Annotated in this window: 25 protein-coding genes and 5 tRNA genes; 29 read left to right on the top strand and 1 reads right to left on the bottom strand. The window is 62.7% G+C overall.

What is annotated here, in order from left to right:
• Positions 1 to 162: 162 nt before the first annotated feature.
• The 29 genes from plsX to ACEN9O_RS19705 all read left to right on the top strand — a co-directional run bounded on the left by plsX (position 163) and on the right by ACEN9O_RS19705 (position 23,404).
• A complete protein-coding gene (gene plsX, locus ACEN9O_RS19565) occupies positions 163 to 1,224 on the top strand; it encodes a phosphate acyltransferase PlsX (protein ID WP_495613489.1) in 1,062 nt (353 codons plus the stop codon).
• Between the two features lie 15 nt (positions 1,225 to 1,239).
• Positions 1,240 to 2,226, top strand: a complete 987-nt coding sequence (locus ACEN9O_RS19570) for a beta-ketoacyl-ACP synthase III (RefSeq protein ID WP_495613490.1) — start codon at positions 1,240 to 1,242, stop codon at positions 2,224 to 2,226.
• A gap of 100 nt (positions 2,227 to 2,326) precedes the next feature.
• Positions 2,327 to 3,268 carry an ACP S-malonyltransferase gene (gene fabD / locus ACEN9O_RS19575; RefSeq protein ID WP_495613491.1) on the top strand — a complete coding sequence of 314 codons (942 nt, stop codon included), beginning with the start codon at positions 2,327 to 2,329 and terminating at the stop codon, positions 3,266 to 3,268.
• A 45-nt stretch (positions 3,269 to 3,313) separates the two neighbouring features.
• Positions 3,314 to 4,060 carry a 3-oxoacyl-ACP reductase FabG gene (fabG, locus tag ACEN9O_RS19580; RefSeq protein ID WP_495613492.1) on the top strand — a complete coding sequence of 249 codons (747 nt, stop codon included), beginning with the start codon at positions 3,314 to 3,316 and terminating at the stop codon, positions 4,058 to 4,060.
• A gap of 155 nt (positions 4,061 to 4,215) precedes the next feature.
• Positions 4,216 to 4,455, top strand: a complete 240-nt coding sequence (acpP, locus tag ACEN9O_RS19585; protein ID WP_008449912.1) for an acyl carrier protein — start codon at positions 4,216 to 4,218, stop codon at positions 4,453 to 4,455.
• 30 nt (positions 4,456 to 4,485) lie between these two features.
• The gene (gene fabF, locus ACEN9O_RS19590) at positions 4,486 to 5,733 is read left to right on the top strand and encodes a beta-ketoacyl-ACP synthase II (protein WP_495613493.1); all 1,248 of its coding nucleotides are present in this window, start codon (positions 4,486 to 4,488) and stop codon (positions 5,731 to 5,733) included.
• Positions 5,734 to 5,911: 178 nt separating this feature from the next.
• A complete protein-coding gene (locus ACEN9O_RS19595; protein ID WP_495613494.1) occupies positions 5,912 to 6,340 on the top strand; it encodes a protein YgfX in 429 nt (142 codons plus the stop codon).
• 56 nt (positions 6,341 to 6,396) lie between these two features.
• Positions 6,397 to 7,020, top strand: a complete 624-nt coding sequence (gene rpoE, locus ACEN9O_RS19600; protein ID WP_495613495.1) for an RNA polymerase sigma factor RpoE — start codon at positions 6,397 to 6,399, stop codon at positions 7,018 to 7,020.
• Between the two features lie 78 nt (positions 7,021 to 7,098).
• The gene (locus ACEN9O_RS19605) at positions 7,099 to 7,413 is read left to right on the top strand and encodes a sigma-E factor negative regulatory protein (RefSeq protein WP_495613496.1); all 315 of its coding nucleotides are present in this window, start codon (positions 7,099 to 7,101) and stop codon (positions 7,411 to 7,413) included.
• A gap of 133 nt (positions 7,414 to 7,546) precedes the next feature.
• Positions 7,547 to 9,073 (top strand): Do family serine endopeptidase, encoded by a 1,527-nt coding sequence (locus ACEN9O_RS19610; protein ID WP_495613497.1) that lies wholly within the window; start codon positions 7,547 to 7,549, stop codon positions 9,071 to 9,073.
• Between the two features lie 101 nt (positions 9,074 to 9,174).
• Entirely contained in the window at positions 9,175 to 9,420 is a 246-nt protein-coding gene (locus ACEN9O_RS19615) for a glutaredoxin family protein (RefSeq protein WP_495613498.1), read from the top strand.
• Between the two features lie 246 nt (positions 9,421 to 9,666).
• Entirely contained in the window at positions 9,667 to 11,460 is a 1,794-nt protein-coding gene (lepA, locus tag ACEN9O_RS19620) for a translation elongation factor 4 (protein ID WP_495613499.1), read from the top strand.
• Entirely contained in the window at positions 11,457 to 12,374 is a 918-nt protein-coding gene (gene lepB / locus ACEN9O_RS19625; RefSeq protein WP_495613500.1) for a signal peptidase I, read from the top strand. The genes lepA and lepB overlap by 4 nt, the downstream gene beginning before the upstream one ends.
• Positions 12,375 to 12,412: 38 nt before the next feature.
• Entirely contained in the window at positions 12,413 to 12,802 is a 390-nt protein-coding gene (locus tag ACEN9O_RS19630; protein WP_495613501.1) for a DUF4845 domain-containing protein, read from the top strand.
• A gap of 36 nt (positions 12,803 to 12,838) precedes the next feature.
• Positions 12,839 to 13,645, top strand: coding sequence for a ribonuclease III (gene rnc, locus ACEN9O_RS19635; RefSeq protein WP_116988252.1), 807 nt, complete (start codon positions 12,839 to 12,841; stop codon positions 13,643 to 13,645).
• Positions 13,646 to 13,658: 13 nt separating this feature from the next.
• On the top strand, positions 13,659 to 14,561 hold the full coding sequence (gene era / locus ACEN9O_RS19640; protein ID WP_176651599.1) for a GTPase Era: 903 nt from the start codon (positions 13,659 to 13,661) through the stop codon (positions 14,559 to 14,561).
• A gap of 12 nt (positions 14,562 to 14,573) precedes the next feature.
• The gene (gene recO, locus ACEN9O_RS19645; protein WP_495613502.1) at positions 14,574 to 15,443 is read left to right on the top strand and encodes a DNA repair protein RecO; all 870 of its coding nucleotides are present in this window, start codon (positions 14,574 to 14,576) and stop codon (positions 15,441 to 15,443) included.
• A 21-nt stretch (positions 15,444 to 15,464) separates the two neighbouring features.
• On the top strand, positions 15,465 to 16,226 hold the full coding sequence (gene pdxJ / locus ACEN9O_RS19650) for a pyridoxine 5'-phosphate synthase (protein ID WP_495613503.1): 762 nt from the start codon (positions 15,465 to 15,467) through the stop codon (positions 16,224 to 16,226).
• A complete protein-coding gene (gene acpS / locus ACEN9O_RS19655; protein WP_495613504.1) occupies positions 16,223 to 16,657 on the top strand; it encodes a holo-ACP synthase in 435 nt (144 codons plus the stop codon). Before pdxJ ends, acpS begins: the two co-directional genes overlap by 4 nt.
• A 61-nt stretch (positions 16,658 to 16,718) precedes the next feature.
• Positions 16,719 to 18,581, top strand: coding sequence for an excinuclease ABC subunit UvrC (gene uvrC / locus ACEN9O_RS19660; protein ID WP_495613505.1), 1,863 nt, complete (start codon positions 16,719 to 16,721; stop codon positions 18,579 to 18,581).
• Between the two features lie 211 nt (positions 18,582 to 18,792).
• The gene (gene pgsA, locus ACEN9O_RS19665) at positions 18,793 to 19,377 is read left to right on the top strand and encodes a CDP-diacylglycerol--glycerol-3-phosphate 3-phosphatidyltransferase (RefSeq protein ID WP_495613506.1); all 585 of its coding nucleotides are present in this window, start codon (positions 18,793 to 18,795) and stop codon (positions 19,375 to 19,377) included.
• A gap of 55 nt (positions 19,378 to 19,432) precedes the next feature.
• A complete protein-coding gene (locus ACEN9O_RS19670; RefSeq protein ID WP_495613507.1) occupies positions 19,433 to 21,415 on the top strand; it encodes a DUF6351 family protein in 1,983 nt (660 codons plus the stop codon).
• Positions 21,416 to 21,488: 73 nt separating this feature from the next.
• Positions 21,489 to 21,564: transfer RNA gene (locus tag ACEN9O_RS19675), tRNA-Gly, on the top strand.
• 66 nt (positions 21,565 to 21,630) lie between these two features.
• Positions 21,631 to 21,706 (top strand) — tRNA-Gly (locus tag ACEN9O_RS19680).
• A gap of 45 nt (positions 21,707 to 21,751) precedes the next feature.
• Positions 21,752 to 21,827: transfer RNA gene (locus ACEN9O_RS19685), tRNA-Gly, on the top strand.
• 56 nt (positions 21,828 to 21,883) lie between these two features.
• A tRNA-Cys gene (locus ACEN9O_RS19690) sits at positions 21,884 to 21,957 on the top strand.
• A gap of 17 nt (positions 21,958 to 21,974) precedes the next feature.
• Positions 21,975 to 22,050 (top strand) — tRNA-Gly (locus tag ACEN9O_RS19695).
• Between the two features lie 67 nt (positions 22,051 to 22,117).
• Positions 22,118 to 22,558 (top strand): FKBP-type peptidyl-prolyl cis-trans isomerase, encoded by a 441-nt coding sequence (locus tag ACEN9O_RS19700; protein WP_495613508.1) that lies wholly within the window; start codon positions 22,118 to 22,120, stop codon positions 22,556 to 22,558.
• A 177-nt stretch (positions 22,559 to 22,735) separates the two neighbouring features.
• Positions 22,736 to 23,404: a DUF1349 domain-containing protein gene (locus tag ACEN9O_RS19705; protein ID WP_495613509.1), complete on the top strand. Its 669-nt coding sequence runs from the start codon at positions 22,736 to 22,738 to the stop codon at positions 23,402 to 23,404.
• 118 nt (positions 23,405 to 23,522) lie between these two features.
• On the opposite strand, the gene ACEN9O_RS19710 is transcribed toward ACEN9O_RS19705, so the two are convergent.
• On the bottom strand, positions 23,523 to 23,861 hold the full coding sequence (locus ACEN9O_RS19710; protein ID WP_495613510.1) for a DUF5335 family protein: 339 nt from the start codon (positions 23,859 to 23,861) through the stop codon (positions 23,523 to 23,525).
• Positions 23,862 to 24,045 lie beyond the last annotated feature (184 nt).

Below are 24,045 nucleotides of genomic sequence, written 5' to 3' on the forward strand. Positions count from 1 at the left end.
TGCTACGTGGATAAGTCGCGAAGCATCGCTTTTTCTTTATCATCGGCTGCAATCCTCTTTTGCACACCGTCATTTTGAAACGCGTAGACCTGGAACTGGTCGGTCCGCAGCTTGCCGCAGCTTGCCTTGTAAAGGCTGGAGCGTGGTACTGAATCAAAACAAATGACAATCAAAATTTCTATCGACTGCATGGGCGGAGATCACGGCCCCTCGGTCACTATCCCCGCAGCTATTTCCTTCGTCAAACACGAGCCTGATGCTGAACTGATACTGGTCGGTTTGGAAGACGTTATCCGCGCGGAACTCAAAAAACACCATGCCGATGCCCATCCGCGCCTGAGCGTGGTGCACGCCTCCGAACAAGTCACCATGGACGATCCGCTTGAAGTGGCCCTGCGCCGCAAGAAGGATTCGTCGATGCGCGTGGCCATCGAGCAGGTCAAGAACGGCCAGGCGCAAGCCTCGGTCTCGGCCGGCAACACCGGCGCGCTGATGGCGGTGGCCCGCTACGTGCTCAAGACCATGACCGGCGTCGACCGTCCGGCGATCTGCAGCATCATGCCCAATCAAAAGGGCGGCCCGACCTATATGCTGGACCTGGGCGCCAACGTCGATTGCGAACCGCATCACCTGCACCAGTTCGCCATCATGGGTTCGGTGCTGGTGTCGGCCATGGAAAACATCGCGCGTCCGACGCTGGGCCTGCTCAACGTCGGCACCGAAGACATCAAGGGCAACGACGTCGTCAAGGCCACCAGCAAGCTGCTGCAGGCCGACCACGAGCGCGGCGCGCTGAACTTCTACGGCAACGTCGAGGGCAACGACATCTTCAAGGGCACGACCGATATCGTGGTCTGCGACGGCTTCGTCGGCAACGTCACGCTGAAGGCGGTGGAGGGCGTGGCGCGCTTCTTCGCCGACACCGTGAAGACCGAATTCAAGCGCAATCCGCTGACGATATTGAGCGCACTGCTGGGCAGCGGCGCACTGAAGGCCATCAAGAACCGCCTGTCGCCGTCGCGTTACAATGGGGCCAGCTTGCTGGGCCTGCGCGGCCTGGTCTTCAAGAGTCACGGCGGCGCCGATGCATATTCCTTTGAATGGGCGATCAAGCGGGCGTATGATGCTGCAAAAAATGATGTGTTGCCGCATATCTCGACGCTGATCGCCGAGCTGATGCCGCGTAACACCGAAACCCCGGAAGTACCTGGCTCAACTATTTAGTGGACGGTAGACGGCATGACTTTGTACAGCAAAATTATCGGCACCGGCAGCTATCTGCCGGCAAAGCGGGTGACCAACCAGGATCTGGCTGATCAACTCGCCGCCAAGGGCATCGAGACGTCGGACGAATGGATCGTCAGCCGCAGCGGCATTTCGGCGCGTCACTTCGCCGAGCCTGAGCAGAAATCGTCGGACCTGGCGGTCAATGCCGCCAAGCAGGCATTGGAGATGGCCGGCCTGGAGCCGAACGACATCGACCTCATCGTGCTGGCCAGCTCGACGCCGGACTTCTTCGGCAGCTTCCCCAGCACCGCCTGCATCGTGCAGAAAAAACTGGGCATCACCAACAACAGCGCGGCAGTTGACGTGCAAGCCGTGTGCAGCGGCTTCGTCTACGCCGTCTCCACCGCCGACGCCTTCATCCGCGCCGGCGTGCACAAGAACGTGCTGGTGATCGGCGCGGAAGTGTTCTCGCGCATCCTCAATTTCGACGACCGCACCACCTGCGTGCTGTTCGGCGACGGCGCCGGCGCCATCGTGCTGAGCGCATCGGAAGAGCCGGGCATCCTGGCCACCAAGCTGCATGCGGACGGCCGTCATTCGGACATCCTCAGCGTGCCCGGTTCGGTCGATGGCGGCGCGGTTGCCGGCAGCGCCTTCCTGTACATGGATGGTCCGGCCGTGTTCAAGCTGGCCGTGTCGGTATTGGAGAAAGTCGCGCACGAAGCGCTGGACAAGGCCAATATGACCGCCGACCAGATCGACTGGCTGATCCCGCACCAGGCCAACATCCGCATCATGAACAGCACCGCCAAGAAGCTGGGCCTGCCTGCCGAGAAGATGGTGGTCACCGTCGACCAGCACGGCAACACCTCGGCCGCATCGATCCCGCTGGCGCTGGACGTCGCCGTGCGCGATGGCCGCATCAAGAAAGGCCAGCACATCATGATGGAGGGTGTGGGCGGCGGCTTTACGTGGGGCGCGGTTTTGGCTAGGTTTTAACGGGCTGAATTAGAATTAGAGTTCTAACGGGCTCGTCGGTAGCAAAGCTGTCACGATGGCATGCTAGCGTAGCGTTCAATAAAAATGAGATGGATGAAGTATGACTAAATTTGCTTTTGTATTTCCAGGCCAGGGTTCGCAAGCGATCGCGATGATGGACGGCTTTGCCGGCAATCCGGTGGTGGCGCAAACCATCGCCGAGGCATCGGACGCGCTGCAGTTCGACCTGGGCAAGCTGATGGCCGAAGGCCCGAAGGAAGAGCTGGACCTGACCACCAACACCCAGCCGGTGATGTTGACCGCCGCGGTCGCCACCTACCGCGCCTGGATCGCCGCCGGCGGTCCGCTGCCGTCCATCGTTGCCGGCCACAGCCTGGGTGAGTACTCGGCGCTGGTCGCGGCCGGTGTGATCTCGTTCAAGGATGCCGTGCCGCTGGTGCGCTTCCGCGCGCAAGCCATGCAGGAAGCCGTGCCGGTCGGCATGGGCACCATGGCCGTGGTGCTGGGCCTGTCGGACGACGACGTCCGCGCCGCCTGCACCGAAGCCGCTGCCGGCGTGGTCGGTGCGGTGGTCGAGGCCGTCAACTTCAACGCGCCGCTGCAAGTGGTGATCGCCGGCGACACCATCGCGGTCGAGCGCGCCTGCGAAATCGCCAAGGCCAAGGGCGCCAAGCGCGCCATGAAGCTGCCGGTGTCGGCGCCGTTCCACTCGTCGCTGCTGAAGCCGGCGTCGGACCGCCTGCGCGACTACATGGCCGACCTGACGTTCTCGGCGCCGCAGATCGCGCTGATCAACAACGTCGACGTCGCCGTGCTGAACGATCCGGCCAGCATCAAGAATGCGCTGGTGCGCCAGGCCGCCGCGCCGGTGCGCTGGGTCGAAACCATGCAGAAGGTCGCCGCCGAAGGCATCACGCAAGTGGTCGAGTGCGGTCCGGGCAAGGTGCTGATGGGCTTGACCAAGCGCATCGACGCCACCCTGGTTGGCGACGCCATCACCGATCAGGCCTCGCTGGAACGCGTGTTGACCCTGCTCAAATAAGCTGCCGTATCATCAGGCACACTCCCTAAACGTTTAAGGATACAAATGAATTTAGCAAATCAAGTTGCCCTGGTAACGGGCGCATCGCGCGGCATCGGCAAAGCCATTGCCCAGGAACTGGCCCGTCAAGGCGCGCGCGTGATCGGCACCGCCACCACCGAAGCCGGCGCCGAGGCGATTTCCGCCTATCTGGCCGAGATCGGCGCTGAAGCAGGCAAGGGCGTGGTCCTCAACGTCACCGACGCCGAGCGCTGCGCCGCCGTCATCGACGACATCAGCAAGGCCTACGGCACCATCGGCATCCTGGTCAACAACGCCGGCATCACGCAGGACCAGCTGGCCATGCGCATGAAGGACGAAGAGTGGGACAACGTCATCGCTACCAACCTGAGCTCGGTCGGCCGCCTGTCGCGCGCCGTCCTGCGCGGCATGATGAAAGCGAAGACTGGGCGTATTATCAACATCACTTCGGTGGTGGCGTCCTCCGGCAATGCTGGCCAGATGAACTATGCCGCCGCCAAGGCCGGCGTGGAAGGCATGGGCCGCGCGCTGGCGCGTGAAATCGGCAGCCGCAACATCACCGTCAACAGCGTGGCGCCGGGCTTTATCGATACCGACATGACCAAGGTGCTGGGCGAAGATCATCACGCCGCCCTGCTGACGCAGATTCCGCTGGCGCGCCTGGGCAAGCCTGAGGATATCGCGGCGGCGGTCGCCTTCCTGGCGTCGCCGCAGGCGTCGTATATTACCGGTGCCACCCTGCACGTGAACGGCGGGATGTATATGAACTGATGTGTTCCGGTGGCGTAAAACCACCGGTTCTCGTCTTTTAGCAGTGATTTCGGATTAGTTGCAGTGAAATTCGCAGCAGCTGCCGAAATTAGTTTTTCAGTGCGCAAACCTGATAAAATGCGCGCTTTCCGTAACAAACAAAATGGAGCCATAACATGTCGGATATCGAACAACGCGTTAAGAAAATCGTCGCTGAGCAACTGGGCGTCGCCGAAGCAGACATCAAGATCGAATCCTCGTTCGTCGACGACCTCGGCGCTGACTCCCTGGACACCGTGGAACTGGTGATGGCCCTGGAAGACGAATTCGAAATGGAAATCCCTGACGAACAAGCAGAAAAGATCACCACCGTACAGCAAGCGATCGACTACGCTACCGCCCACGTCAAGGCGTAATTGCTGCCCGATCGACTTTAGGAGAATCGCTTGAGAGGTTCTAAAAACCGTCGTGTTGTCATCACCGGCCTGGGCGCCGTGACTCCGGTTGGCAATACTGTTGCCGAATCGTGGGCCGCGATCACCGAGGGTAAATCCGGGATTGCCACCATCACCAAGTTTGATGCGCAAGCTTTCACCACCAAGTTCGCCGGTGAAGTCAAAGGCTTCAATATCGAGGATTACATCCCCGCTAAGGAAGCGCGCCACATGGATACCTTTATCCATTACGGCATGGCGGCCGGCATCCAGTCGGTGCAAGACTCCGGCATCGTCGTCACCGAAGAGAACGCCGATCGCATCGGCGTCATCATCGGTTCCGGTATCGGCGGCCTGCCGCTGATCGAAGAAACCAAGGAAGAGTACGACAAGCGCGGTCCGCGCCGTATTTCGCCGTTCTTCGTGCCTGCCTCGATCATCAACATGATCTCGGGTAACCTGTCGATCAAGTACGGCATGCGTGGTCCTAACCTGTCGATCGTCACGGCCTGCACCACCGGCCTGCACTGCATCGGCGCGGCTGCCCGCATGATTGAGTACGGCGACGCCGACGTCATGGTGGCCGGCGGCGCGGAATCGACCGTATCGCCACTGGGTCTGGGCGGCTTCGCCTCGGCCCGTGCGCTGTCGACCCGCAACGACGACCCAGCGACCGCGTCCCGCCCATGGGACAAGGACCGCGACGGTTTCGTGCTGGGCGAGGGCGCCGGCGTGATGGTGCTCGAAGAGTACGAACACGCCAAGGCACGCGGCGCCAAGATCTACGCCGAGCTGCTGGGGTTCGGGATGAGCGCTGACGCTTATCACATGACCTCGCCATTGGAAGATGGCAGCGGCGGCAGCAAGTCCGTGATTGCAGCGCTGGCCAACGCCGGCATCAATCCGGACCAGGTGAACTACCTGAACGCACACGGCACGTCGACCCCGCTGGGCGACGTGGCGGAAGTGCAGGGCATCAAGCGCACCTTCGGCGCGCACGCCAAGAACATGGTGATCAATTCGACCAAGTCGATGACCGGTCACCTGTTGGGCGGCGCCGGCGGCCTGGAAGCGGTGTTTACGGTACTGGCGGTCCACCATCAGGTGTCGCCACCGACCATCAACATCTTCAACCAGGACCCAGCTTGCGACCTGGACTTCTGCGCTAACGTGGCCCGTCCGATGAAGATCGAGTATGCAGTCAAGAACTCGTTCGGCTTCGGCGGCACCAACGGTAGCCTGGTGTTCGGCAAGATCTAAAGACCGCAAAAAAGTTCGACCCCGCGTTGAACTAATCCGCGCCAGCCTTGTCCAAACAGGGTGAGCGTGGATTCGGCGCCGGCATTCGCCGGCGCCAGAATTGCCCGGCCTTCGCGGCCGGCGCTTCCGACTGTAACTCCCTATTTTGTTGAACCGTTGTTGAGCGCGCGCTGCTGTCATGTCGATTGCGGTCTCTGTCATCGTTCGCCCCTCATCCGGCTTGCGCCTGCTGCATGCCGGCGTGTGCTGCTGCGCGATGGCGTCTGCCGCTGCCTGTCCCGGCTGGTGCGCGCCATTGTGTTGCGTGCTTGCCGGGCTATTCGGCCTGTGGCGCGGGCGTCCGTATCGTATTGCACGCCACCTTGATATTTCCGGTGTCGGCCAGCTGCGGCTGACGGTATACCGGGAGACGGGGATGGCGCTGCGCCTGCTGGAGGGCTCGACCATATGGCCGGGTTTGCTGCTCTTGCGGCTGGGCGGCGACCACGGCGATGTGCAGGTGGTGACGGTACTGCCTGACAGCGTGACGCCCGCCGACTGGCGCGCCATGTCGCTGGCCTGCCGAGCCATCGCCGCACGGGCCGAAATAAAAACGCGAACACTGTGAACTTCTTGCAGCGGGCTAACTCTATAGCATATGGCTATATTATTCGGCCACGCTGCATGCCACCGAGGAATGCAGGAGTGACGACAGAACGTGAGTGCGACCAGGTACTGGTCGACCGGGTGCGGGATGGTGACAAGCAGGCGTTTGATCTGCTGGTGGCGAAGTACCAACGCCGGCTGATGCGCTTGCTGTCGCGTATCGTCCACGATCCGGCCGAAGCCGAGGATGTGGTGCAGGAGACATTTATCAAGGCCTACCGCGCGCTGCGGCATTTCCGCGGCGACTCGGCCTTCTATACGTGGCTGTACCGCATCGGCATCAATACCGCCAAGAATTTCCTGGCGACGCAAGGCCGCCGCACGCCTACGTCGACCGAAGCAGACGCCGAACAAGCCGAAGCCTTTAGCGATGGCGAGCATTTGCGCGACATCAATACGCCGGAGTCCATGCTGGCTAGCAAGCAGATCGCCCAAACCGTCAATGCGGCGATGGATGCCTTGCCCGTGGATTTGCGCACCGCGATAGCCTTGCGCGAGATCGAGGGACTGAGCTATGAAGAAATTTCCGACATCATGGCCTGTCCGATCGGCACGGTGCGCAGCCGCATTTTCCGCGCCCGCGAAGTCATCGCCGAGAAATTACGACCCTTGCTGGATTTGCCAGTTGACAAGCGTTGGTAAGGGGCGAATGATGGCAACTGTTATTGGCGTCTGGAAATGCGGGCGCGGCGGACTTGTTTTGACATGGCGGGATGCGCGATGGATACCCAGAAAAGACTGCACGAAAACATCTCGGCGCTGGCTGACGGCGAGTTGGCGGACAGCGAGCGTGAACTGGCCCTGGCGGCGCTCGGCACGGCGGAAGGGCGGGCGGCCTGGCGCGCCTACCACCTGGCCGGCGACGTGCTGCGCGATCAGGCCCACGGCGAGCTGAGCGACGGCTTCAGCGCGTCGCTGGCGGCCCGCCTGGCAGCCGAGCCTGCCCATGGCCCTGCCGCCGCCCCGGCGCCGCGTGCGGCCGACCCTTCGGCGCCGGACCCGGCCGAGTCGCCGGCGGACGTCATCTTGCCGTGAAGCGCATACGCTTTTAACATCTTCGCGCGCACCATCGGGCGAGTTTTCGCTTACCATACGCTAGCCCCAGCCTCGCGCAACTTCGCCCGAGGGGTATTTGCGTTCCAGAACTTTATAAAGACCGATACTTTCCATGAAAAATAATTTCTCTGCTGGTAGTAAAACTCTTTCCGCGCTGCTGGTCAGCGCAAGCGTATGGATCTCGCCCGCCGTGTTCGGCATGGCGACCGCAGCGGCCGCCGCGCCGGTCACCGGCGCCGTCATCGGCCTGCCGGATTTTGCCGACCTGGTCGACCGCGTCGGTCCGGCCGTGGTCAACATCCGCACCACCGAACGCCTCAAGCTGGGCAACCGCGGCGGCGCCGACGGCCAGCCCGGCGAAGAAGAGATGCAGGAATTCCTGCGCCGCTTCTTTGGCGGCGCGTTGCCGCAGCCGGGCAATCCCGGCGGCAAGGGCACGCCGCGCGGCCGCCGCCAGGCGCCGTCCGACGAGCCGGTGCAGCGCGGCGTCGGTTCCGGCTTCATCCTGTCGGCCGACGGCTATGTGATGACCAACGCCCACGTGGTCGACGGCGCCGACGAGGTGTTCGTCACGCTGACCGACAAGCGCGAGTTCAAGGCCAAGGTGCTGGGCGCCGACGCCCGCACCGACGTCGCCGTGCTGAAGATCGAGGGCGACAAGCTGCCGTTCCTGATCATGGGTGATTCGGACAAGATCCGCGTCGGCGAATGGGTGATCGCGATCGGCTCGCCGTTCAACCTGGAAAATACCGTCACCGCCGGCATCATCTCGGCCAAGCAGCGCGACACCGGCGACTACCTGGCGCTGATCCAGAGCGATGTCGCGGTCAACCCCGGCAACTCCGGCGGCCCGCTGATCAATATGCGCGGCGAAGTCATCGGCATCAATTCGCAGATCGCCACGCTGTCCGGCGGCTACAACGGCATTTCCTTCGCGGTGCCGATCGACGAGGCGATCCGCGTGTCGGAGCAGCTGAAGAAAAACGGCAAGGTCACGCGCGGCCGCATCGGCGTGCAGATCGGCGAAGTCAGCAAGGAAGTGGCGGAATCGCTGGGCCTGAAGAATGCGCAGGGCGCCGAGGTGTCGCTGGTGGAGCCGGGCGGTCCCGCCGACAAGGCCGGCATCAAGGCGGGCGACATCATCCTCAAATTCAACGGCGTGCCGGTGACCCGCTCGTCCGACCTGCCGCGCCTGGTGGGCGGCACCGCGCTGGCCAGCAAGGCTGTGGTGACCGTCTGGCGCAAGGGCCAGCAACTGGACCTGCCGGTGACCGTGGCCGAACTGGAAGCGGACAAGACCGCCAAGGCCGGCAAAGGCAAGGGCAAGGGCGGCAGCGCCGAGCCGGAGGCGGTGGTCAAGGCCAACGCACTGGGCCTGAAGGTCAGCGACCTGTCGGCTGACCAGAAGAAGGACCTGGGCGTGGACGGCGGCGTGGTGGTGGACTCGGCCGAAGGCGTGGCGGGCCGCGCCGGTGTGCTGGAGGGCGACGTGCTGCTGCAGCTGAACAACGTCGAAGTCAAGGACGCCAAGCAGTTCAACGCGGCCGTGGCCAAGCTCGACCCGAAGAAGGCCTCGGTGCTGCTGGTGCGCCGCGGCGACGTCGCGCAGTTCGTTTCCGTGCGTCCCAGCGCCAAGTAACAGGCTGATTGAACCGCGCTGACCCCGTAAAGGCGGGGTCTGACCCCGTCCGGGGTCAGACCCCAGTCGCCGCAGTGCGGGGTGGGCGGTTCCCGGATACGATGCACTTCACCCTCTACTCCCGCAGTTACTGCCACCTCTGCCAGGACATGCTGGACGCCCTGATGCGCCTGCAAACGCCGGAACGGCCGATCACCGTCGACGTGATCGACGTCGACGCCGACGACGCCCTGGTGGCCCGTTTCGACGAACTGGTCCCGGTGCTGTACGCCGACCTGTCCCAGCCCGAGCTGTGCCACTACTTCCTGGACGAAGCAAAAGTGCTGCAACTGCTCAGGTCTGCTTAATAAATAAGCATTCCCCCGACATTTTTTACCCCAAGACCTTAAGCAATATGCATTTCGCACCGCATAAGTCGGCCTTTCCCCTCTGAAATCCGGTAAAATGCGGGGGTAGAAAAGCTTCCGTTTTGCTTTTAGTGGCTGTCATCAAGGCGCTCGCCAGGGCATTACCGCCCCGCTCGGAGCGCTTTTTTCGTATTGCGCGCATTTTCCGCGCCCCGTCGTTTCAAACCCGTTTTTGAATATTTGTTAATGAACAACATACGCAATTTTTCCATCATCGCCCACATCGACCACGGTAAATCGACCCTGGCGGACCGCATCATTCAATTGTGCGGTGGCTTGTCCGAACGCGAGATGGAGTCGCAAGTGCTCGATTCGATGGATCTGGAGCGCGAACGCGGCATTACGATCAAGGCGCAGACCGCAGCCCTGCAATACAAGGCCCGCGACGGCATCGTCTACAACCTGAACCTGATCGACACCCCCGGCCACGTCGACTTCTCCTACGAAGTGTCGCGCTCGCTGTCGGCCTGCGAAGGCGCGCTGCTGGTGGTCGACGCCTCGCAAGGCGTGGAAGCCCAGACCGTGGCCAACTGCTACACCGCGCTCGACCTGGGCGTGGAAGTGGTGCCGGTCCTGAACAAGATCGACTTGCCCAACGCCGACCCGCCGACCGCGATCGCCGAGATCGAAGACGTGATCGGCATCGAAGCCGGCGATGCCGTCCATTGCTCGGCCAAGACCGGCCTGGGCGTGGAAGACGTGCTGGAATCGATCATCGCCAAAGTCCCGCCGCCGAAGGGCGACCCGGATGCGCCGCTGCAGGCGCTGATCGTCGACTCGTGGTACGACCCCTACGTCGGCGTGGTGATGCTGGTGCGCGTGATCAACGGCACCCTCAAGCCGAAGGACAAGATCAAACTGATGGCCACCGACTCGCTGCAGCTGGTGGAGGACGTCGGCATCTTCGCGCCGCGCTCGGTCTCGCTGCCGCAGCTGTCGGCCGGCCAGGTGGGCTTCATCATCGCCGGCATCAAGGAACTGAAGGCCGCCAAGGTTGGCGACACCGTCACCCTGGCCAACCGTCCGGCGGCGGAGCCGCTGCCGGGCTTCAAGGAAGTGCAGCCGCAAGTGTTCGCCGGCCTGTTCCCGGTCGAAGCCAACCAGTACGACGCGCTGCGCGACTCGCTGGAAAAGCTCAAGCTGAACGACGCCGCGCTGATGTACGAGCCGGAAGTATCGCAGGCGCTGGGCTTCGGCTTCCGCTGCGGCTTCCTCGGCCTGCTGCACATGGAGATCGTCCAGGAGCGCCTGGAGCGCGAATTCGACATGGACCTGATCACCACGGCCCCGACCGTGGTGTACGAAGTGGTCATGCGCGACAACAGCATCATCAAGGTCGACAATCCGTCGAAGATGCCGGAGCCGACCAAGATCAACGAGATCCGCGAGCCCATCGTCACGGTCAACCTGTACATGCCGCAAGAGTACGTGGGCTCGGTGATCACGCTGTGCATCGGCAAGCGCGGCGTGCAGATGGACATGGCCTACCACGGCCGCCAGGTCAAGCTGGTCTATGAAATGCCGATGGGCGAGATCGTGCTGGACTTCTTCGACAAGCTGAAGTCCACCTCGCGCGGCTACGCCTCGATGGACTACGAGTTCAAGGAATACCGCGCCTCCGACGTGGTCAAGGTCGACATGTTGATCAACGGCGAGAAGGTCGACGCGCTGGCCATCATCGTGCACCGATCCAACTCCGCCTACCGCGGCCGCCAGGTGGCGGCCAAGATGCGCGAGCTGATCCCGCGCCAGATGTTCGACGTGGCGATCCAGGCGGCCATCGGTGTCAACGTGATCTCGCGTGAGAACGTCAAGGCCTTGCGCAAGAACGTGCTGGCGAAGTGCTACGGCGGCGACATCAGCCGTAAGAAGAAGCTGTTGGAGAAGCAAAAAGCAGGTAAAAAACGCATGAAGCAAGTGGGCTCGGTTGAGATTCCACAAGAAGCGTTCCTGGCAATCTTACAAGTGGACGACAAATGAACCTGCAAGTGATCTTAGGTAATTTTGCTTTAATCCTGTTCGTACTGATGGTGATCACCGGTGTGATCTGGTTCCTGGATGTGTTCTACCTGGCCAAGCAGCGCCGTGCCGCCGCCGACCGTGCGCTGGCCGAGTACGACGCCCGCACCGCCAGGGCCACCGCCGACGGCATCAAGCTCGACAACCAGGGCAAGCGTGCCGAGATAGAGTCCAGCATCCTGCGCCAGCCGACCTGGATCGAATATTCGGGCAGCTTCTTCCCGGTGATCGCGCTGGTGTTCTTCCTGCGCTCCTTCCTGTACGAGCCGTTCAAGATCCCGTCGTCGTCGATGGTGCCGACCCTGCTGGTGGGCGACCTGATCCTGGTGAACAAGTTCACCTACGGCATCCGCCTGCCGGTGCTGAACCAGAAGATCGTGCAGATCAACGACCCCAAGCGCGGCGACGTGATGGTGTTCAAATATCCGCTGGATATGAGCCAGGATTACATCAAGCGCGTCATTGGCGTGCCGGGTGATAAAATCACATATGAAAACAAGCGCTTAACGGTGAATGGCGTGGAAGTGAAGTACACGCCGCTGGACGACTACCTTGACGACGAGCACTTGCAATATAACAAACAGTTCCAGGAAGACCTGACCGGCGTCAGCCATCGCATCCTCAACAACGAGGCGGCGCCTACGCTGAGCCTGGATGGTGTGAAGAAGTTCCCGTACAGCGAAAACTGCACCTACAAGTATGAAGGCTTCACCTGCGTAGTTCCGCAGGGCAATTACTTCATGATGGGCGACAACCGCGACAACAGCGCGGACAGCCGCTACTGGGGCTTTGTGCCGGACAAGAACATTGTTGGTAAAGCATTCTTCGTGTGGATGAACCTGGGTAACCTGCGCCGTATCGGCAGCATCCACTAAGCCTCCACTGACGGCGGACCATGGTGAAAGGGACTAAGATGCAAGCAAGCCTGAAACAGCAGCAGGGCGTTTCCCTGGTCGGACTGATCGTGGTGCTGGCCGCGTTGGGCTTCATCGGCGTGCTGGCGCTGAAGATCGTGCCGACCTACACCGAGTACCGGGCGATCCAGAACGCCATCGTCACGGCCAAGGCCACCGGCGGTTCCGTGCTGGAGATGCAGAAGTCGTTCGACGCCAACGCGACCACCGGCTACATCAGCTCGATCACCAGCCACGATCTGCTGATTGCCAAGGAAAACGGCGAATTTGAAATCAGCTTCGCCTACGAAAAGAAAATCCCGCTGGTCGGGCCGGCCAGCCTGCTGTTGGAATACCAGGGCACCACGGCCAAGGGCGGCGTCCAGTCCCCGGCCAAGACCGATCAATAAGTTAAATAAACAGCTCAGACAGAACCGAACAGAACAATGAATCTTCAGTTATTGCAAACCCGTTTAGGCTATACGTTCCAGGATGCTGGCCTGTTGCAGCAAGCCTTGACGCACCGTAGCCACAGCAGTTTGCATAATGAACGACTGGAGTTCCTGGGCGATTCGATCCTGAACTGCGTGGTCGCGTCCATCCTGTACGAGCGCTTCGTGGCGATCGACGAGGGCGACCTGTCGCGCCTGCGCGCCAACCTGGTCAAGCAGCAGTCGCTGTACGAGATCGCGCAAAAGCTGGAGCTGTCGCAGTTCCTGCGGCTGGGCGAAGGGGAGTTGAAGTCGGGCGGTTTCCGCCGTCCCTCGATCCTGGCCGACACGCTGGAGGCGCTGCTGGGCGCCATCTTCCTCGACGGCGGCTTCAACCCCGCGCGCGACGTGATCCGGGCCTTCTATATTCCCATCCTGGAATCGGTGGACCCGCAAACCCTGGGCAAGGACGCCAAGACCCTGCTGCAGGAATTCCTGCAAAGTAAGAAGATTTCGCTGCCGCTGTACAATGTGGTTGCCACCCATGGCGCCGCGCACAGCCAGGAATTCGAAATCGAATGCCTGGTGCCCAAGCTGGGCATCCAGGTCTACGGACGCGGCGGCAGCCGTCGCGCCGGCGAACAGGCCGCCGCCAAGCTGGCGCTGGAAGTGGCCGAACAAGCGTTGGTGAAGACCCCGGCCGCCGGCCGCAAGTCCAAACCGCGCGCCGCCCAGCTCAAGCTGGCCGGCATCGCCACCGTGCAGACGACCGAGGCCGGTAACGAACCGTCGCCACCGCCTGCCAAAGCAGCAAACAAGTAAAAAGAGAACTGAAATGAATACCGAAACGACCTCCGCCAACTTCCGTTGTGGCTATATCGCCATCGTGGGCCGCCCGAACGTGGGCAAATCGACCCTGATGAATACGCTGATTGGCGCCAAGGTCAGCATCACCTCGCGCAAGGCGCAAACCACGCGCCACCGCATCACCGGCATCCAGACCCACGACGACGCCCAGTTCATCTACGTCGACACGCCGGGCTTCCAGACCCGCCACGCGAACGCGCTGAACAAGACACTCAACAAGACCGTCACCAACACCCTGATCTCGTCCGACCTGATCCTGTACGTGATCGAGGCCGGCACCTTCGGCCCGGCCGACCAGCAAGTGCTGGACCTGCTGCCGACCGAAGTGCCGGTGGTCCTGGTGATCAACAAGGCCGACCGCGTCAAGGACAAGGCGGTGCTGCTGCCGTTCGCCCAGCAGGTCGCGGCCAAGTTCAACTTCGCCGCCATCGTGCCGGTGTCGGCCAAGCTGCGCTTCCAGCTGGACGGCCTGGAAAAAGAGATCAAGAAATTCCTGCCGGAGAACCAGCCCATCTTCGGACCGGACGACATCACCGACCGCAGCGAGAAATTCCTGGCGTCGGAAATCGTCCGCGAAAAACTGTTCCGCTTCGTCGGCGACGAGCTGCCTTACACCAGCACCGTGCTGATCGAGCAGTTTGAGCAGGAGGGCGACCTGCGCCGCGTGTTCGCCGCCATCCTGGTCGAGCGCGACACGCACAAGTCCATGATCATCGGTAACAAGGGCGCGCGCCTGAAGGAAGTCTCCACCCAGGCCCGCCTGGACATGGAAAAACTGTTCGGCGGCCCCGTGTACCTGGAGATCTGGGTCAAGGTCAAATCCGGCTGGGCCGACAACGAAGCGGGTCTGCGCGCCTACGGCTACGAATAAAGAAGAGGGGCGATGTCCACCACCACGCTAGACGCCGACATCGCAGCGGCACCGCAGCAGGCCGTAACTGAAGCGGAGCGTGAAGTGGTGCCCGTCCCGGTGCCGGCATCACCAGCACCACCAGTCACAACATCCAAACGCCCGCGCGCACCGTCGCGCGAGCGCACCTTCGGCACCAAGGTCGCCGGCCAGCCGGCCTTCGTCCTGCACAGCTATCCCTACAAAGAAACCAGCCTCATCATCGACCTGTTCACGCGCGACTTCGGCCGCGTGGCCCTGATCGCCAAGGGCGCCAAGCGGCCGCACTCGCAGCTGCGCGGCGTGCTGCAAACCTTTCAGCCGCTGTCCTCCAGCTGGGTCGGCAAATCCGAACTGCGCACGCTGACCGACGCCGAATGGGTGGGCGGCATGCTGCCGCTGGAGAAAACCGCGCTGCTGTGCGGCTTCTACCTGAACGAGCTGCTGGTCAAGCTGCTGGCGCGCGACGACGCCCACCCGCGCCTGTTCGACCACTACGTCGCCACGCTGAACCAGCTGGCGCACAATGAACCTGCGCCCATCGTCTTGAGAAAATTCGAACGGGCCCTACTTAAAGAGACAGGCGTCTCCGCCGACCTGACCCGCTGCACCGAAACCCGCCGCGCCGTGCAGACCGACGTGGTCTACGTGGTGGACCCGGAACGCGGCCCGCGCCCCGAGCGCGCCGCCGACCCGTGGCCGCGCGTGGCCGGCAAGACCCTGCTCGACATGGAGCGCGAAGACTACCAGGACGCCGCCACCCAGGCGCAGAGCAAGCAGCTGATGCGCTTTCTGCTGGCGCACCACCTGGGCGGCGCGCCGCTGAACACGCGCCAGATCCTGATCGACCTGATGCAGTTATAACTAGATAAACGGTATAAACCAATGAGCTTCCTGCAACCCTCCGGCACCATCATCGACCTCGGCGTGAACATCGACCACGTCGCCACCTTGCGCAACGCGCGCGGCACCACGTATCCGGACCCGATCCGCGCCGCGCTGCTGGCCGAGCAGGCCGGCGCCGACTGCATCACGCTGCACCTGCGCGAAGACCGCCGCCACATCAAGGATGCCGACGTGATCGCGCTGGCGCCCCAGCTGCTGACCCGCATGAACCTGGAAGCGGCCGTCACGCAGGAGATGATCGACTTCGCCTGCCGCATCAAGCCGGCCGACGTCTGCCTGGTGCCCGAGAAGCGCACCGAAGTCACCACCGAAGGCGGCCTCGATGTGGTCACCCATTTCAACGCCGTGCAGGCCGCCGTCAAGCAGTTGCAGGCCGAGGGCATCCGCGTCAGCCTGTTCATCGACGCTGACGAAGCGCAGATGAACGCCACCGCCGAAATCGGCGCGCCGGTGATCGAGCTGCACACCGGCCGCTACGCCGACACCGAAGGCGCCGAGCAGGCCGCTGAACTGGAGCGCATCCATCGCGGCGTGCTGTATGGCGTATCGAAAGGTCTGAAGGTCAACGCCGGCCACGGCCTGCACTACACCAACGTGCAAGCCATCGCCGCCATCCCGGAAATCGCCGAGCTCAATATCGGCCACGCCATCGTCGCCCACTCGGTGTTCGTCGGCTGGGAAAACGCCGTGCGCGAGATGAAGGCCATCATGGTCTCCACCCGCCTGGGACGGGCCAAGTGATCTACGGCATAGGCACCGACATCTGCAAGATTCCGCGTATCGAGGAGGCGCTGGCGCGCAATGGCGACCGTTTCGCCGCCAAGATCCTCGGCCCGCAGGAGATGGAGAAGTACCTGGCGCGCAAGGCCAAGAACGCGGCGCGCGGCATCCGCTTCGTCGCCACGCGCTTCGCCGCCAAGGAAGCCTTCTCCAAGGCCATCGGCCTGGGCATGCGCATGCCGATGACCTGGCCGGCCGCGCAGATGCTCAACGCCCCCAGCGGCAAGCCGGTGATCGTGTGCAGTGGCGTGCTGAAGGAATTCATGGAAAAGAATAAGCTGTCTGCACAGGTGACGGTCAGCGACGAGGAAGAATACGCCGTCGCCTTCGTCATCGTCGAACAAGAAATACCCGGTCATTCCCGCGAAAGCGGGAATCCATGCGCCGCATGAGTACACTCAGCATGGGTTCCCGCCTGCGCGGGAACGACGGGGCGGCTGCTAGAGGTGAGAATTGACCGACGAAGTAATCTCCGCGCCCGATCCGCGCGAACAAGTGCTGGCCACTGTGGCCAAGCTGCCCAACCTGCCGGGCGTGTACCGCTATTTCGACGCCGAAGACAAGGTGCTCTACGTCGGCAAGGCGCGCGACCTGAAGAAGCGCGTCTCCAGCTACTTCCAGAAAAACCTCAGCAGCCCGCGCATCGCCATGATGGTCGAGCGCATCGCGCGGCTGGAGACCACTGTCACCCACAGCGAAGCCGAAGCGCTGATCCTTGAGAATAACCTGATCAAGGCCCTCAGCCCGCGCTTCAACATCCTGTTCCGCGACGATAAATCCTATCCCTACCTGAAGATCACCGGCGGCGACGCGCCGCGCATGGTCTACTACCGCGGCGGAGTGGACAAGAAGAACCAGTACTTCGGCCCGTTCCCCAGCTCGTGGGCGGTCAAGGAATCGATGCAGATTTTGCAGAAGGTGTTCCTGATCCGCACCTGCGAAGACAGCGTCTACTCCAACCGTACGCGCCCGTGCCTGCTGCACCAGATCGGCCGCTGCAGCGCGCCCTGCGTGGACCTGATCAGCAAGGAAGACTACAAGGCCGACGTCGAAAACGCCGCGCGCTTCCTGCGCGGCCGCCAGAGCGAAGTGATGGCCGACCTGGAAAAGAAAATGCACGCCTACGCCGGCGAGCTCAAATTCGAGCTGGCTGCCGGCGTGCGCAACCAGATCCAGTCGCTGTCGCGCGTGCTGCACCAGCAGAGCATGGAAACCACCGGCGACGCCGACGTCGACATCATCGCCGTGCTGGTGCAGGGCGGACGCGCCTGCGTCAACCTGGCGATGGTGCGCGGCGGCCGCCATTTGGGCGACCGCGCCTACTTCCCCAACCACATCGGCGACGCCGCCGCCATCGCGGAAGAGGCGATCGAAGTCGAGGTGCTGGCCGCCTTCCTGGTCCAGCACTACACCGAGAAGTTCATCCCCGGCACGCTGATCCTCAACATCGAATTCGACCATCCGGCGCTGATGCAGGCCTTGCAGGATCAGTGCGGCCACCGCATCAACCTGATCTTCCAGCCACAGGACCAGCGTCGCAAATGGCTGGAGCTGGCGCAGAAGGGCGCCGAGATCTCGCTGGCGCGGCTGCTGTCGGAGCAGGGCTCGCAGCAATCGCGCACGCGCGCGCTGGTCGAGGCGCTGCAGCTGGAGCCGGAAGACATCGACGCGCTGCGCGTGGAATGCTTCGACATCTCGCACACGCAGGGCGAGGCCACGCAGGCCTCGTGCGTGGTGTTCCATCACCACCAGATGCAGAACGGCGAATACCGCCGCTACAACATCAACGACATCACCCCCGGCGACGATTACGCGGCGATGCGCCAGGTGCTGATGCGCCGCTACGAAAAGGTCGCCAACGGCGACGGCGTCATGCCGGACGTGGTGCTGATCGACGGCGGCAAGGGCCAGATCGAGATGGCGCGCCAGGTGTTCGCCGAGCTGGGGCTGGACATCAGCCTGATCGTCGGCGTCGCCAAAGGGGAGGGGCGGCGGGTCGGCCTGGAGACGCTGATGTTCGTCGACGGCCGGCCGGCGCAGGAGCTGGGCAAGGAATCGGCGGCGCTGATGCTGGTGGCGCAGATCCGCGACGAGGCGCACCGCTTCGCCATCACCGGCATGCGCGCCAAGCGCGCCAAGACCCGCCAGACCTCGCGCCTGGAGGAGATCGAAGGCATTGGTGCCAAGCGCCGCCAGCGCCTGCTGGCGCGGTTCGGCGGACTGCGCGGCGTGGTCGACGCCAGTATCGAGGATCTGAAGCAGGTCGAGGGCATCTCCAGCGCATTAGCAGAAGAAATCTACCGCCAACTGCACTAAAGGCAGTTCGAAAAGCCGTCGTTCCCGCGAAGGCGGGAACCCATAGCTCGCCGACTTCAGCCCTGAAGCATGGATTCCCGCCTGCGCGGGAATGACCGCGCTCAGCTTCCCTCAAAACGTGCACAACAACAGTGCGCTGGTTTAATGTGCTGCGGCAAGGTAGACTAGCGGCGCATTAACAATTTTCATGGCCGCACTTATTTCCTAGCTTATGCCCATCAATATACCGATACTGTTGACCTGGTTGCGCGTTGCGCTGATTCCGCTGGTGGTAGGCGTCTACTACCTGCCCACCACCGTGCTGCCCGTGGCGGATCAGAACCTGGCGGCCACGCTGGTGTTCATCGTCGCCGCCGTGACCGACTGGTTTGACGGTTTCCTGGCCCGCCGCTGGAACCAGACCTCGGCCTTCGGCGCCTTCCTCGACCCGGTCGCGGACAAGCTGATGGTGGCGGGCGCCTTGCTGGTGCTGGTGCAGCTTGACCGCGCCAACGCCGTGCTGTCGTTCATCATCATCGGCCGCGAGATCGCCATCTCGGCGCTGCGCGAATGGATGGCGCAGATCGGCGCCTCCAAATCGGTGGCGGTCAGCTCGCTGGGCAAGATCAAGACCACCGCGCAGATGATGGCGATTCCGCTGCTGCTGTTCCATGACGTGCTGTGGGGCGCTATCGACACCCAGTTCTGGGGCTCGCGCCTGCTGGAAGTGGCGGCCGTGCTGACGGTGTGGTCGATGTTCTATTACCTGCGCCTGGCGTGGCCGCTGATCAAGGAAAAGGCGGGCACGCTGAACTAATGGCAAAATGCTATGATCTGGTGAAGCTCACCCCACCAGATCAGGAGCATACGCCATGGCGCTTTGGAGATTCCTGGCCGCTTGCGCGGCAACCGCAATCTGCCTGGCAGCGCAGGCGCAGCAACAACAACCCTTCGTCTGCCGCACGCAGGAATCCGGCCTGGGCCAGCCCAGCGTCGACAACCAGGACGGTATCGGCCACCCCGTGGTCGATGAAAGCAGCGGCGCCATCGTCGGCTACAGCCGCAATTGCGCCATCGCGACACGGGTGCAGTACTTCTACCTTGCCGGCAGCCGCTTTAAACCCTTCGATCCCGCCACCGGTTACGCGGCGCCTCCAACAGACCTGACGACAATTCAGCGCAACGGCGCCGTCGTGCCCTTCGTGGTGCGGGTTGAAGTTGGGACCATCAACCGCTTCGTCTACACCATCGCCATGCTGGCGCCGGCGGCCGCGCCCGAGCCGGCGGCCTGGAACCGCAAGCTGGTGTACTGGCTGGGCGGCGGTGTCGGCATCGGCCATCATCAAGGCCTGCCGCTGTGGTTCAAGTCCGGAGGCTTGAGCGGCAACGAGCGCCAGCTGATGATCCCCCTGCTGGAGCAGGGCTACGCCATCGTCAGCTCGTCCGGCAATGAGGCCGGCGTCCATTACAACATGCGCCTGGCCGGGCAGACCGCCATGCTGACCAAGGCCCGCTTTGTCGAAGCCTATGGCGCGCCGCTGTCCACCATCGGCCTGGGTGGATCGGGCGGCGCGGTGCAGCAGTACCTGTTCGCGCAAAACCATCCCGGCCTGCTGGATGGCGGCATTCCGCTGCAGTCCTATCCGGACATGATCACGCAGACCATCCCGATCTCGGATTGCCCGCTACTGAGCCAGTACTTCAAGGACGAGGTGGCGCTCAATCCCGCGTCGCCATGGGCCAGGTGGACCAACCAAATTGCGATCGAAGGCATGAACGCCAGCGACACTGCGCGCCACGCCTGGACCGGCGGCGCCGGATCGACCGAGTGCATCAACGGCTGGAAGATGGCGATCGTGACGGTGCTGAACCCGCGCTACAAGGATGACCGCTACGACCTTGCCGCGGCCTTCTACCGCTATCCCGCCGGCGCGTTTGATAAAGTCAAATGGACGCACTGGAACGACCTGGCGGATATCTACGGCACCGACAGCCAGGGCTACGCCCCCATCTCCATCGACAACGAGGGCGTGCAGTACGGCCTGAAAGCGCTGGGGCAGGGCAGCATCGGCGTCGACGAATTCCTGCGTTTGAACGCCTGCGTGGGCGGCTGGAAGGAGCAGGCCGACTTCGTGGACTGGCAGGGCAAGGACGATCCCTACGACAGCCGCAACATACTGCGCAGCGCCACCTGCCGCGATCCGGACGGCGCGCCGGCGCCGCGCCGCAGCGGCAGCGTGGAGGCGATGCGCAAAGCCTACAGCTCAGGCCAGGTATTCACCGGCCAGCGTCTCGGCATCCCGATGATCGATCTGCGGCCCTATCTGGAGCCGGAGCTGAACATGCACAACGCGCGTCAGGCCTTCTCGGTGCGGGCCCGCCTGCTGCATGCCAACCGCGCGGAGGCCAGGCGCCAGGTGATCTGGTTCACCCGCTCCGACGCCGACATGCCGGGCAGGGTGCTGGAAGCCTTGTCGGTGATGGACCGGGTCCTGGGCGGCGGCGCGGCGCCGGCCGAATTCACCGACCGCTGCATCGATACCGGTGGCGCTGTCATCGCGTCCGGGCCATCCGTCTGGGACGGCATCCTGGACGCCAGGCCGCCGGGCGCATGTACCAAGGCCTTCCCGTTGTTTTCCAGCCCGCGCATGGTGGCGGGGGAGTCCATCAGGGGCGACGTCTTCAAGTGCGCGTTGAAGCCAGTCGCCCAGGCGCTGGGTGACGGCAGCTATCCCGCTGGCGTGGTTTGGACGGCGCAGCAAAAGGCCTGGATGCAGCGGATTTTCCCGCATGGCGTCTGCGATTACAGCCAGCCGGACCAGGGCCGGCCGCCGGCTTTGGAGTGGAACCGATAAGATTGGCATCAAGGCCATTGACAGATGCTGTGGATCATCTATACAATGCTGGCCTGTTGTTGATGACAGCGACGCGGGAGTAGCTCAGTTGGTAGAGCGCAACCTTGCCAAGGTTGAGGTCGAGAGTTCGAGACTCTTCTCCCGCTCCAAGTTATCAAGAACCAAGTAGCACTGGCAATAATGACCGCTAGCTGCTATGATGTTGGACTCCAAATGCGGGAGTAGCTCAGTTGGTAGAGCGCAACCTTGCCAAGGTTGAGGTCGAGAGTTCGAGACTCTTCTCCCGCTCCAGTTTCTCCGGGACTGGCTGGCGCAGTAAAAATCAGTAACTCCAATGCGGGAGTAGCTCAGTTGGTAGAGCGCAACCTTGCCAAGGTTGAGGTCGAGAGTTCGAGACTCTTCTCCCGCTCCAGAATTTCGGATCGCAGCGCGTAACCCCGCTGTGCATCTTGGTCAAAAGTTTCCTCTGGCGAGGTAGCAAAGCGGTTATGCAGCGGCCTGCAAAGCCGTCTAGGTCGGTTCGACTCCGATCCTCGCCTCCAGACAATTTGAACTCCAAGCGGGAGTAGCTCAGTTGGTAGAGCGCAACCTTGCCAAGGTTGAGGTCGAGAGTTCGAGACTCTTCTCCCGCTCCAGTATGTAGAAGGGCAGCCGATGTGGCTGCCCTTTTTGCTTTGTCGCCACCATCCACGAAAGCACACCATGAAACAATTGCTGTCCTCCTGTGTTATAGGCCTGACCCTCACCTTGGTCGTGGCCGGCTGCGACCGCGCCAAGGCGCCAGCTCCCGCCGTCGCCAACGCCGCACCCCTGCAAAAGATCGACACCGTGGCCGGCACCGGCAAGGAAGCGGTTGCCGGCGCCACCGCCGTGGTCCATTACACTGGCTGGCTGTACGAGCCGAACGCGCCACTGCAGCACGGCGCGCAGTTCGATTCCTCGATCGGACGCGATCCCTTCAGCTTCCCGCTGGGCGCTGGCCGGGTCATCCCGGGCTGGGATGAAGGTGTGCAGGGCATGAAGGTCGGCGGTAAGCGCACGCTGATCGTGCCCGCCAGCATGGGCTACGGCGAAAACGGCGCCGGCCCGATTCCGCCGAACGCCAACCTGATCTTCGACGTCGAGCTGCTGGACGTGCGCTGAGCCGTTGCTACCAGGGGCCACACTCCGAGCTTGGCGCGCCGCGTTACAGTCCCGAAATTTCGCTAGTGGGATTGGCGGATATTGATACTTTCGGCCTCAACGGGCGGCAATATAATGGCCTCGGCATCGAGCGAACGCCGAACCACAACGCCTGTTGGAGGAAGAATGCGACGAATCATGATATCGGTACTTGGCGCGTTGGCCGTCTCGTGCCTGCCTCCAGTCCATGCCGCGCCCGACATGGGGCAGGCGGTGCGGGTGTCAGGCCTCGACGCCACGCTGCACTGGGCGCCGGCGCCGCTGGACTATCAGCTCACCGGCAATGGCATCAGGATCTCCACTGGCTCCAGGACCGACCGCTATGTCTGGTCGGGCGGCGGCCACGCTCCGGACAACGCGCCACGGCTGGTCTTCACCACCGCCGACAGTGATTTTGTTTTCAGCACTGCCGTCACGCATCCGTTTGCGAGCAAGTACGATGCCGGAGGAGTGTATGTCGAGGCCGATCCCCAGCACTGGTTCAAGTTCGAGTTCGAGCGCGATTACACTGGCGCCCATCGCATCGTATCGGTGGTAACCAATGAGTTTTCCGACGACGCGAACTCGGTCGAAGTCGCGGCGGACACGGCCTACTTGCGGGTGGCGCGCATGGGCGACGCCTTTGCACTGTATGCCGCGCCGGCAGGCAAGGGCTGGTATCTGGTCAGGATCTTCCGTTTCCCGCACCGGGGCCCGCTTCAGGTCGGCCTGATCACGCAATGCCCGGAAGGTCCGGGGGCTAGCGTCACTTTTTCCGATCTGAAGTACAGCGCCACGCGCATCAAGGATATCTGGGGCAGCGAATAAGCCCGCGCAGCCTAATTAAAAAAGTTACCGCTTGCGTAAACACTCTAACCACCGCGACCTCGGTCTCGATCACACTTCGGGAAGACAGTACCTCGAACGGTGACGGCCGCGCCTCAGCTCATGGCGCCGGCAGCGCCGGCGCTTCCCCGAAACGGATAATCTGGATCGTGCCGTCCTGGTCGGTGACGCTGATGGTTTGCAGATCCGTCCCCTCGGTCTGGACAAACACCTCGCGCGGATGGCGGATCATGTGGTCCAGGCCATCGGCCATGATGGCCAGCAGATCGTTTTTCTCGTCGTAGGTCACGCCCAGCAGCGGCAGCCACTCGGCGGCGATCTGGCTGCCGATGGCGAGCGAGGCCACCTCGATTTCAACGCGTTTTCCTTCCAGCAGTCTGGATACCTTGTCGAAGTAGGATTTCCAGACGTGTTGCTCCAGCCTGGTGGTTGTGTTCATGGCTGTTCTCCCTCTGCTGTCAATCCGGGTTGGACAGGCTGCGCGCCGCGTGGTTCTGCCCAGTCGCCGGCCATGTGGAGCGCAAGCGCACACGCTTGATGCAAGTCAGAGCTGCTCGCCGGCGCGCGGCGCTAGCATCGTGTGGTACGCCATCCCGCGCGTACGCCTGATCACGCTTAGAAGG

The sequence above is a fragment of the Duganella sp. Dugasp78 genome, from assembly GCF_059491455.1.

Excerpts from the sequence above, each read along its gene's own strand:
- fabG (WP_495613492.1), top strand. The coding sequence starts at position 3,314 with ATGAATTTAGCAAATCAAGTTGCCCTGGTAACGGGCGCATCGCGCGGC.
- rnc (WP_116988252.1), top strand. The coding sequence starts at position 12,839 with ATGAATCTTCAGTTATTGCAAACCCGTTTAGGCTATACGTTCCAGGAT.
- ACEN9O_RS19595 (WP_495613494.1), top strand. The coding sequence starts at position 5,912 with ATGTCGATTGCGGTCTCTGTCATCGTTCGCCCCTCATCCGGCTTGCGC.
- ACEN9O_RS19700 (WP_495613508.1), top strand. The coding sequence starts at position 22,118 with ATGAAACAATTGCTGTCCTCCTGTGTTATAGGCCTGACCCTCACCTTG.
- fabD (WP_495613491.1), top strand. The coding sequence starts at position 2,327 with ATGACTAAATTTGCTTTTGTATTTCCAGGCCAGGGTTCGCAAGCGATC.
- lepB (WP_495613500.1), top strand. The coding sequence starts at position 11,457 with ATGAACCTGCAAGTGATCTTAGGTAATTTTGCTTTAATCCTGTTCGTA.
- ACEN9O_RS19570 (WP_495613490.1), top strand. The coding sequence starts at position 1,240 with ATGACTTTGTACAGCAAAATTATCGGCACCGGCAGCTATCTGCCGGCA.
- ACEN9O_RS19630 (WP_495613501.1), top strand. The coding sequence starts at position 12,413 with ATGCAAGCAAGCCTGAAACAGCAGCAGGGCGTTTCCCTGGTCGGACTG.
- acpP (WP_008449912.1), top strand. The coding sequence starts at position 4,216 with ATGTCGGATATCGAACAACGCGTTAAGAAAATCGTCGCTGAGCAACTG.
- ACEN9O_RS19615 (WP_495613498.1), top strand. The coding sequence starts at position 9,175 with ATGCACTTCACCCTCTACTCCCGCAGTTACTGCCACCTCTGCCAGGAC.
- ACEN9O_RS19705 (WP_495613509.1), top strand. The coding sequence starts at position 22,736 with ATGATATCGGTACTTGGCGCGTTGGCCGTCTCGTGCCTGCCTCCAGTC.
- ACEN9O_RS19710 (WP_495613510.1), bottom strand. The coding sequence starts at position 23,861 with ATGAACACAACCACCAGGCTGGAGCAACACGTCTGGAAATCCTACTTC.
- recO (WP_495613502.1), top strand. The coding sequence starts at position 14,574 with ATGTCCACCACCACGCTAGACGCCGACATCGCAGCGGCACCGCAGCAG.
- pgsA (WP_495613506.1), top strand. The coding sequence starts at position 18,793 with ATGCCCATCAATATACCGATACTGTTGACCTGGTTGCGCGTTGCGCTG.
- pdxJ (WP_495613503.1), top strand. The coding sequence starts at position 15,465 with ATGAGCTTCCTGCAACCCTCCGGCACCATCATCGACCTCGGCGTGAAC.
- era (WP_176651599.1), top strand. The coding sequence starts at position 13,659 with ATGAATACCGAAACGACCTCCGCCAACTTCCGTTGTGGCTATATCGCC.
- ACEN9O_RS19605 (WP_495613496.1), top strand. The coding sequence starts at position 7,099 with ATGGATACCCAGAAAAGACTGCACGAAAACATCTCGGCGCTGGCTGAC.
- rpoE (WP_495613495.1), top strand. The coding sequence starts at position 6,397 with ATGCCACCGAGGAATGCAGGAGTGACGACAGAACGTGAGTGCGACCAG.
- lepA (WP_495613499.1), top strand. The coding sequence starts at position 9,667 with ATGAACAACATACGCAATTTTTCCATCATCGCCCACATCGACCACGGT.
- ACEN9O_RS19670 (WP_495613507.1), top strand. The coding sequence starts at position 19,433 with ATGGCGCTTTGGAGATTCCTGGCCGCTTGCGCGGCAACCGCAATCTGC.
- ACEN9O_RS19610 (WP_495613497.1), top strand. The coding sequence starts at position 7,547 with ATGAAAAATAATTTCTCTGCTGGTAGTAAAACTCTTTCCGCGCTGCTG.
- plsX (WP_495613489.1), top strand. The coding sequence starts at position 163 with ATGACAATCAAAATTTCTATCGACTGCATGGGCGGAGATCACGGCCCC.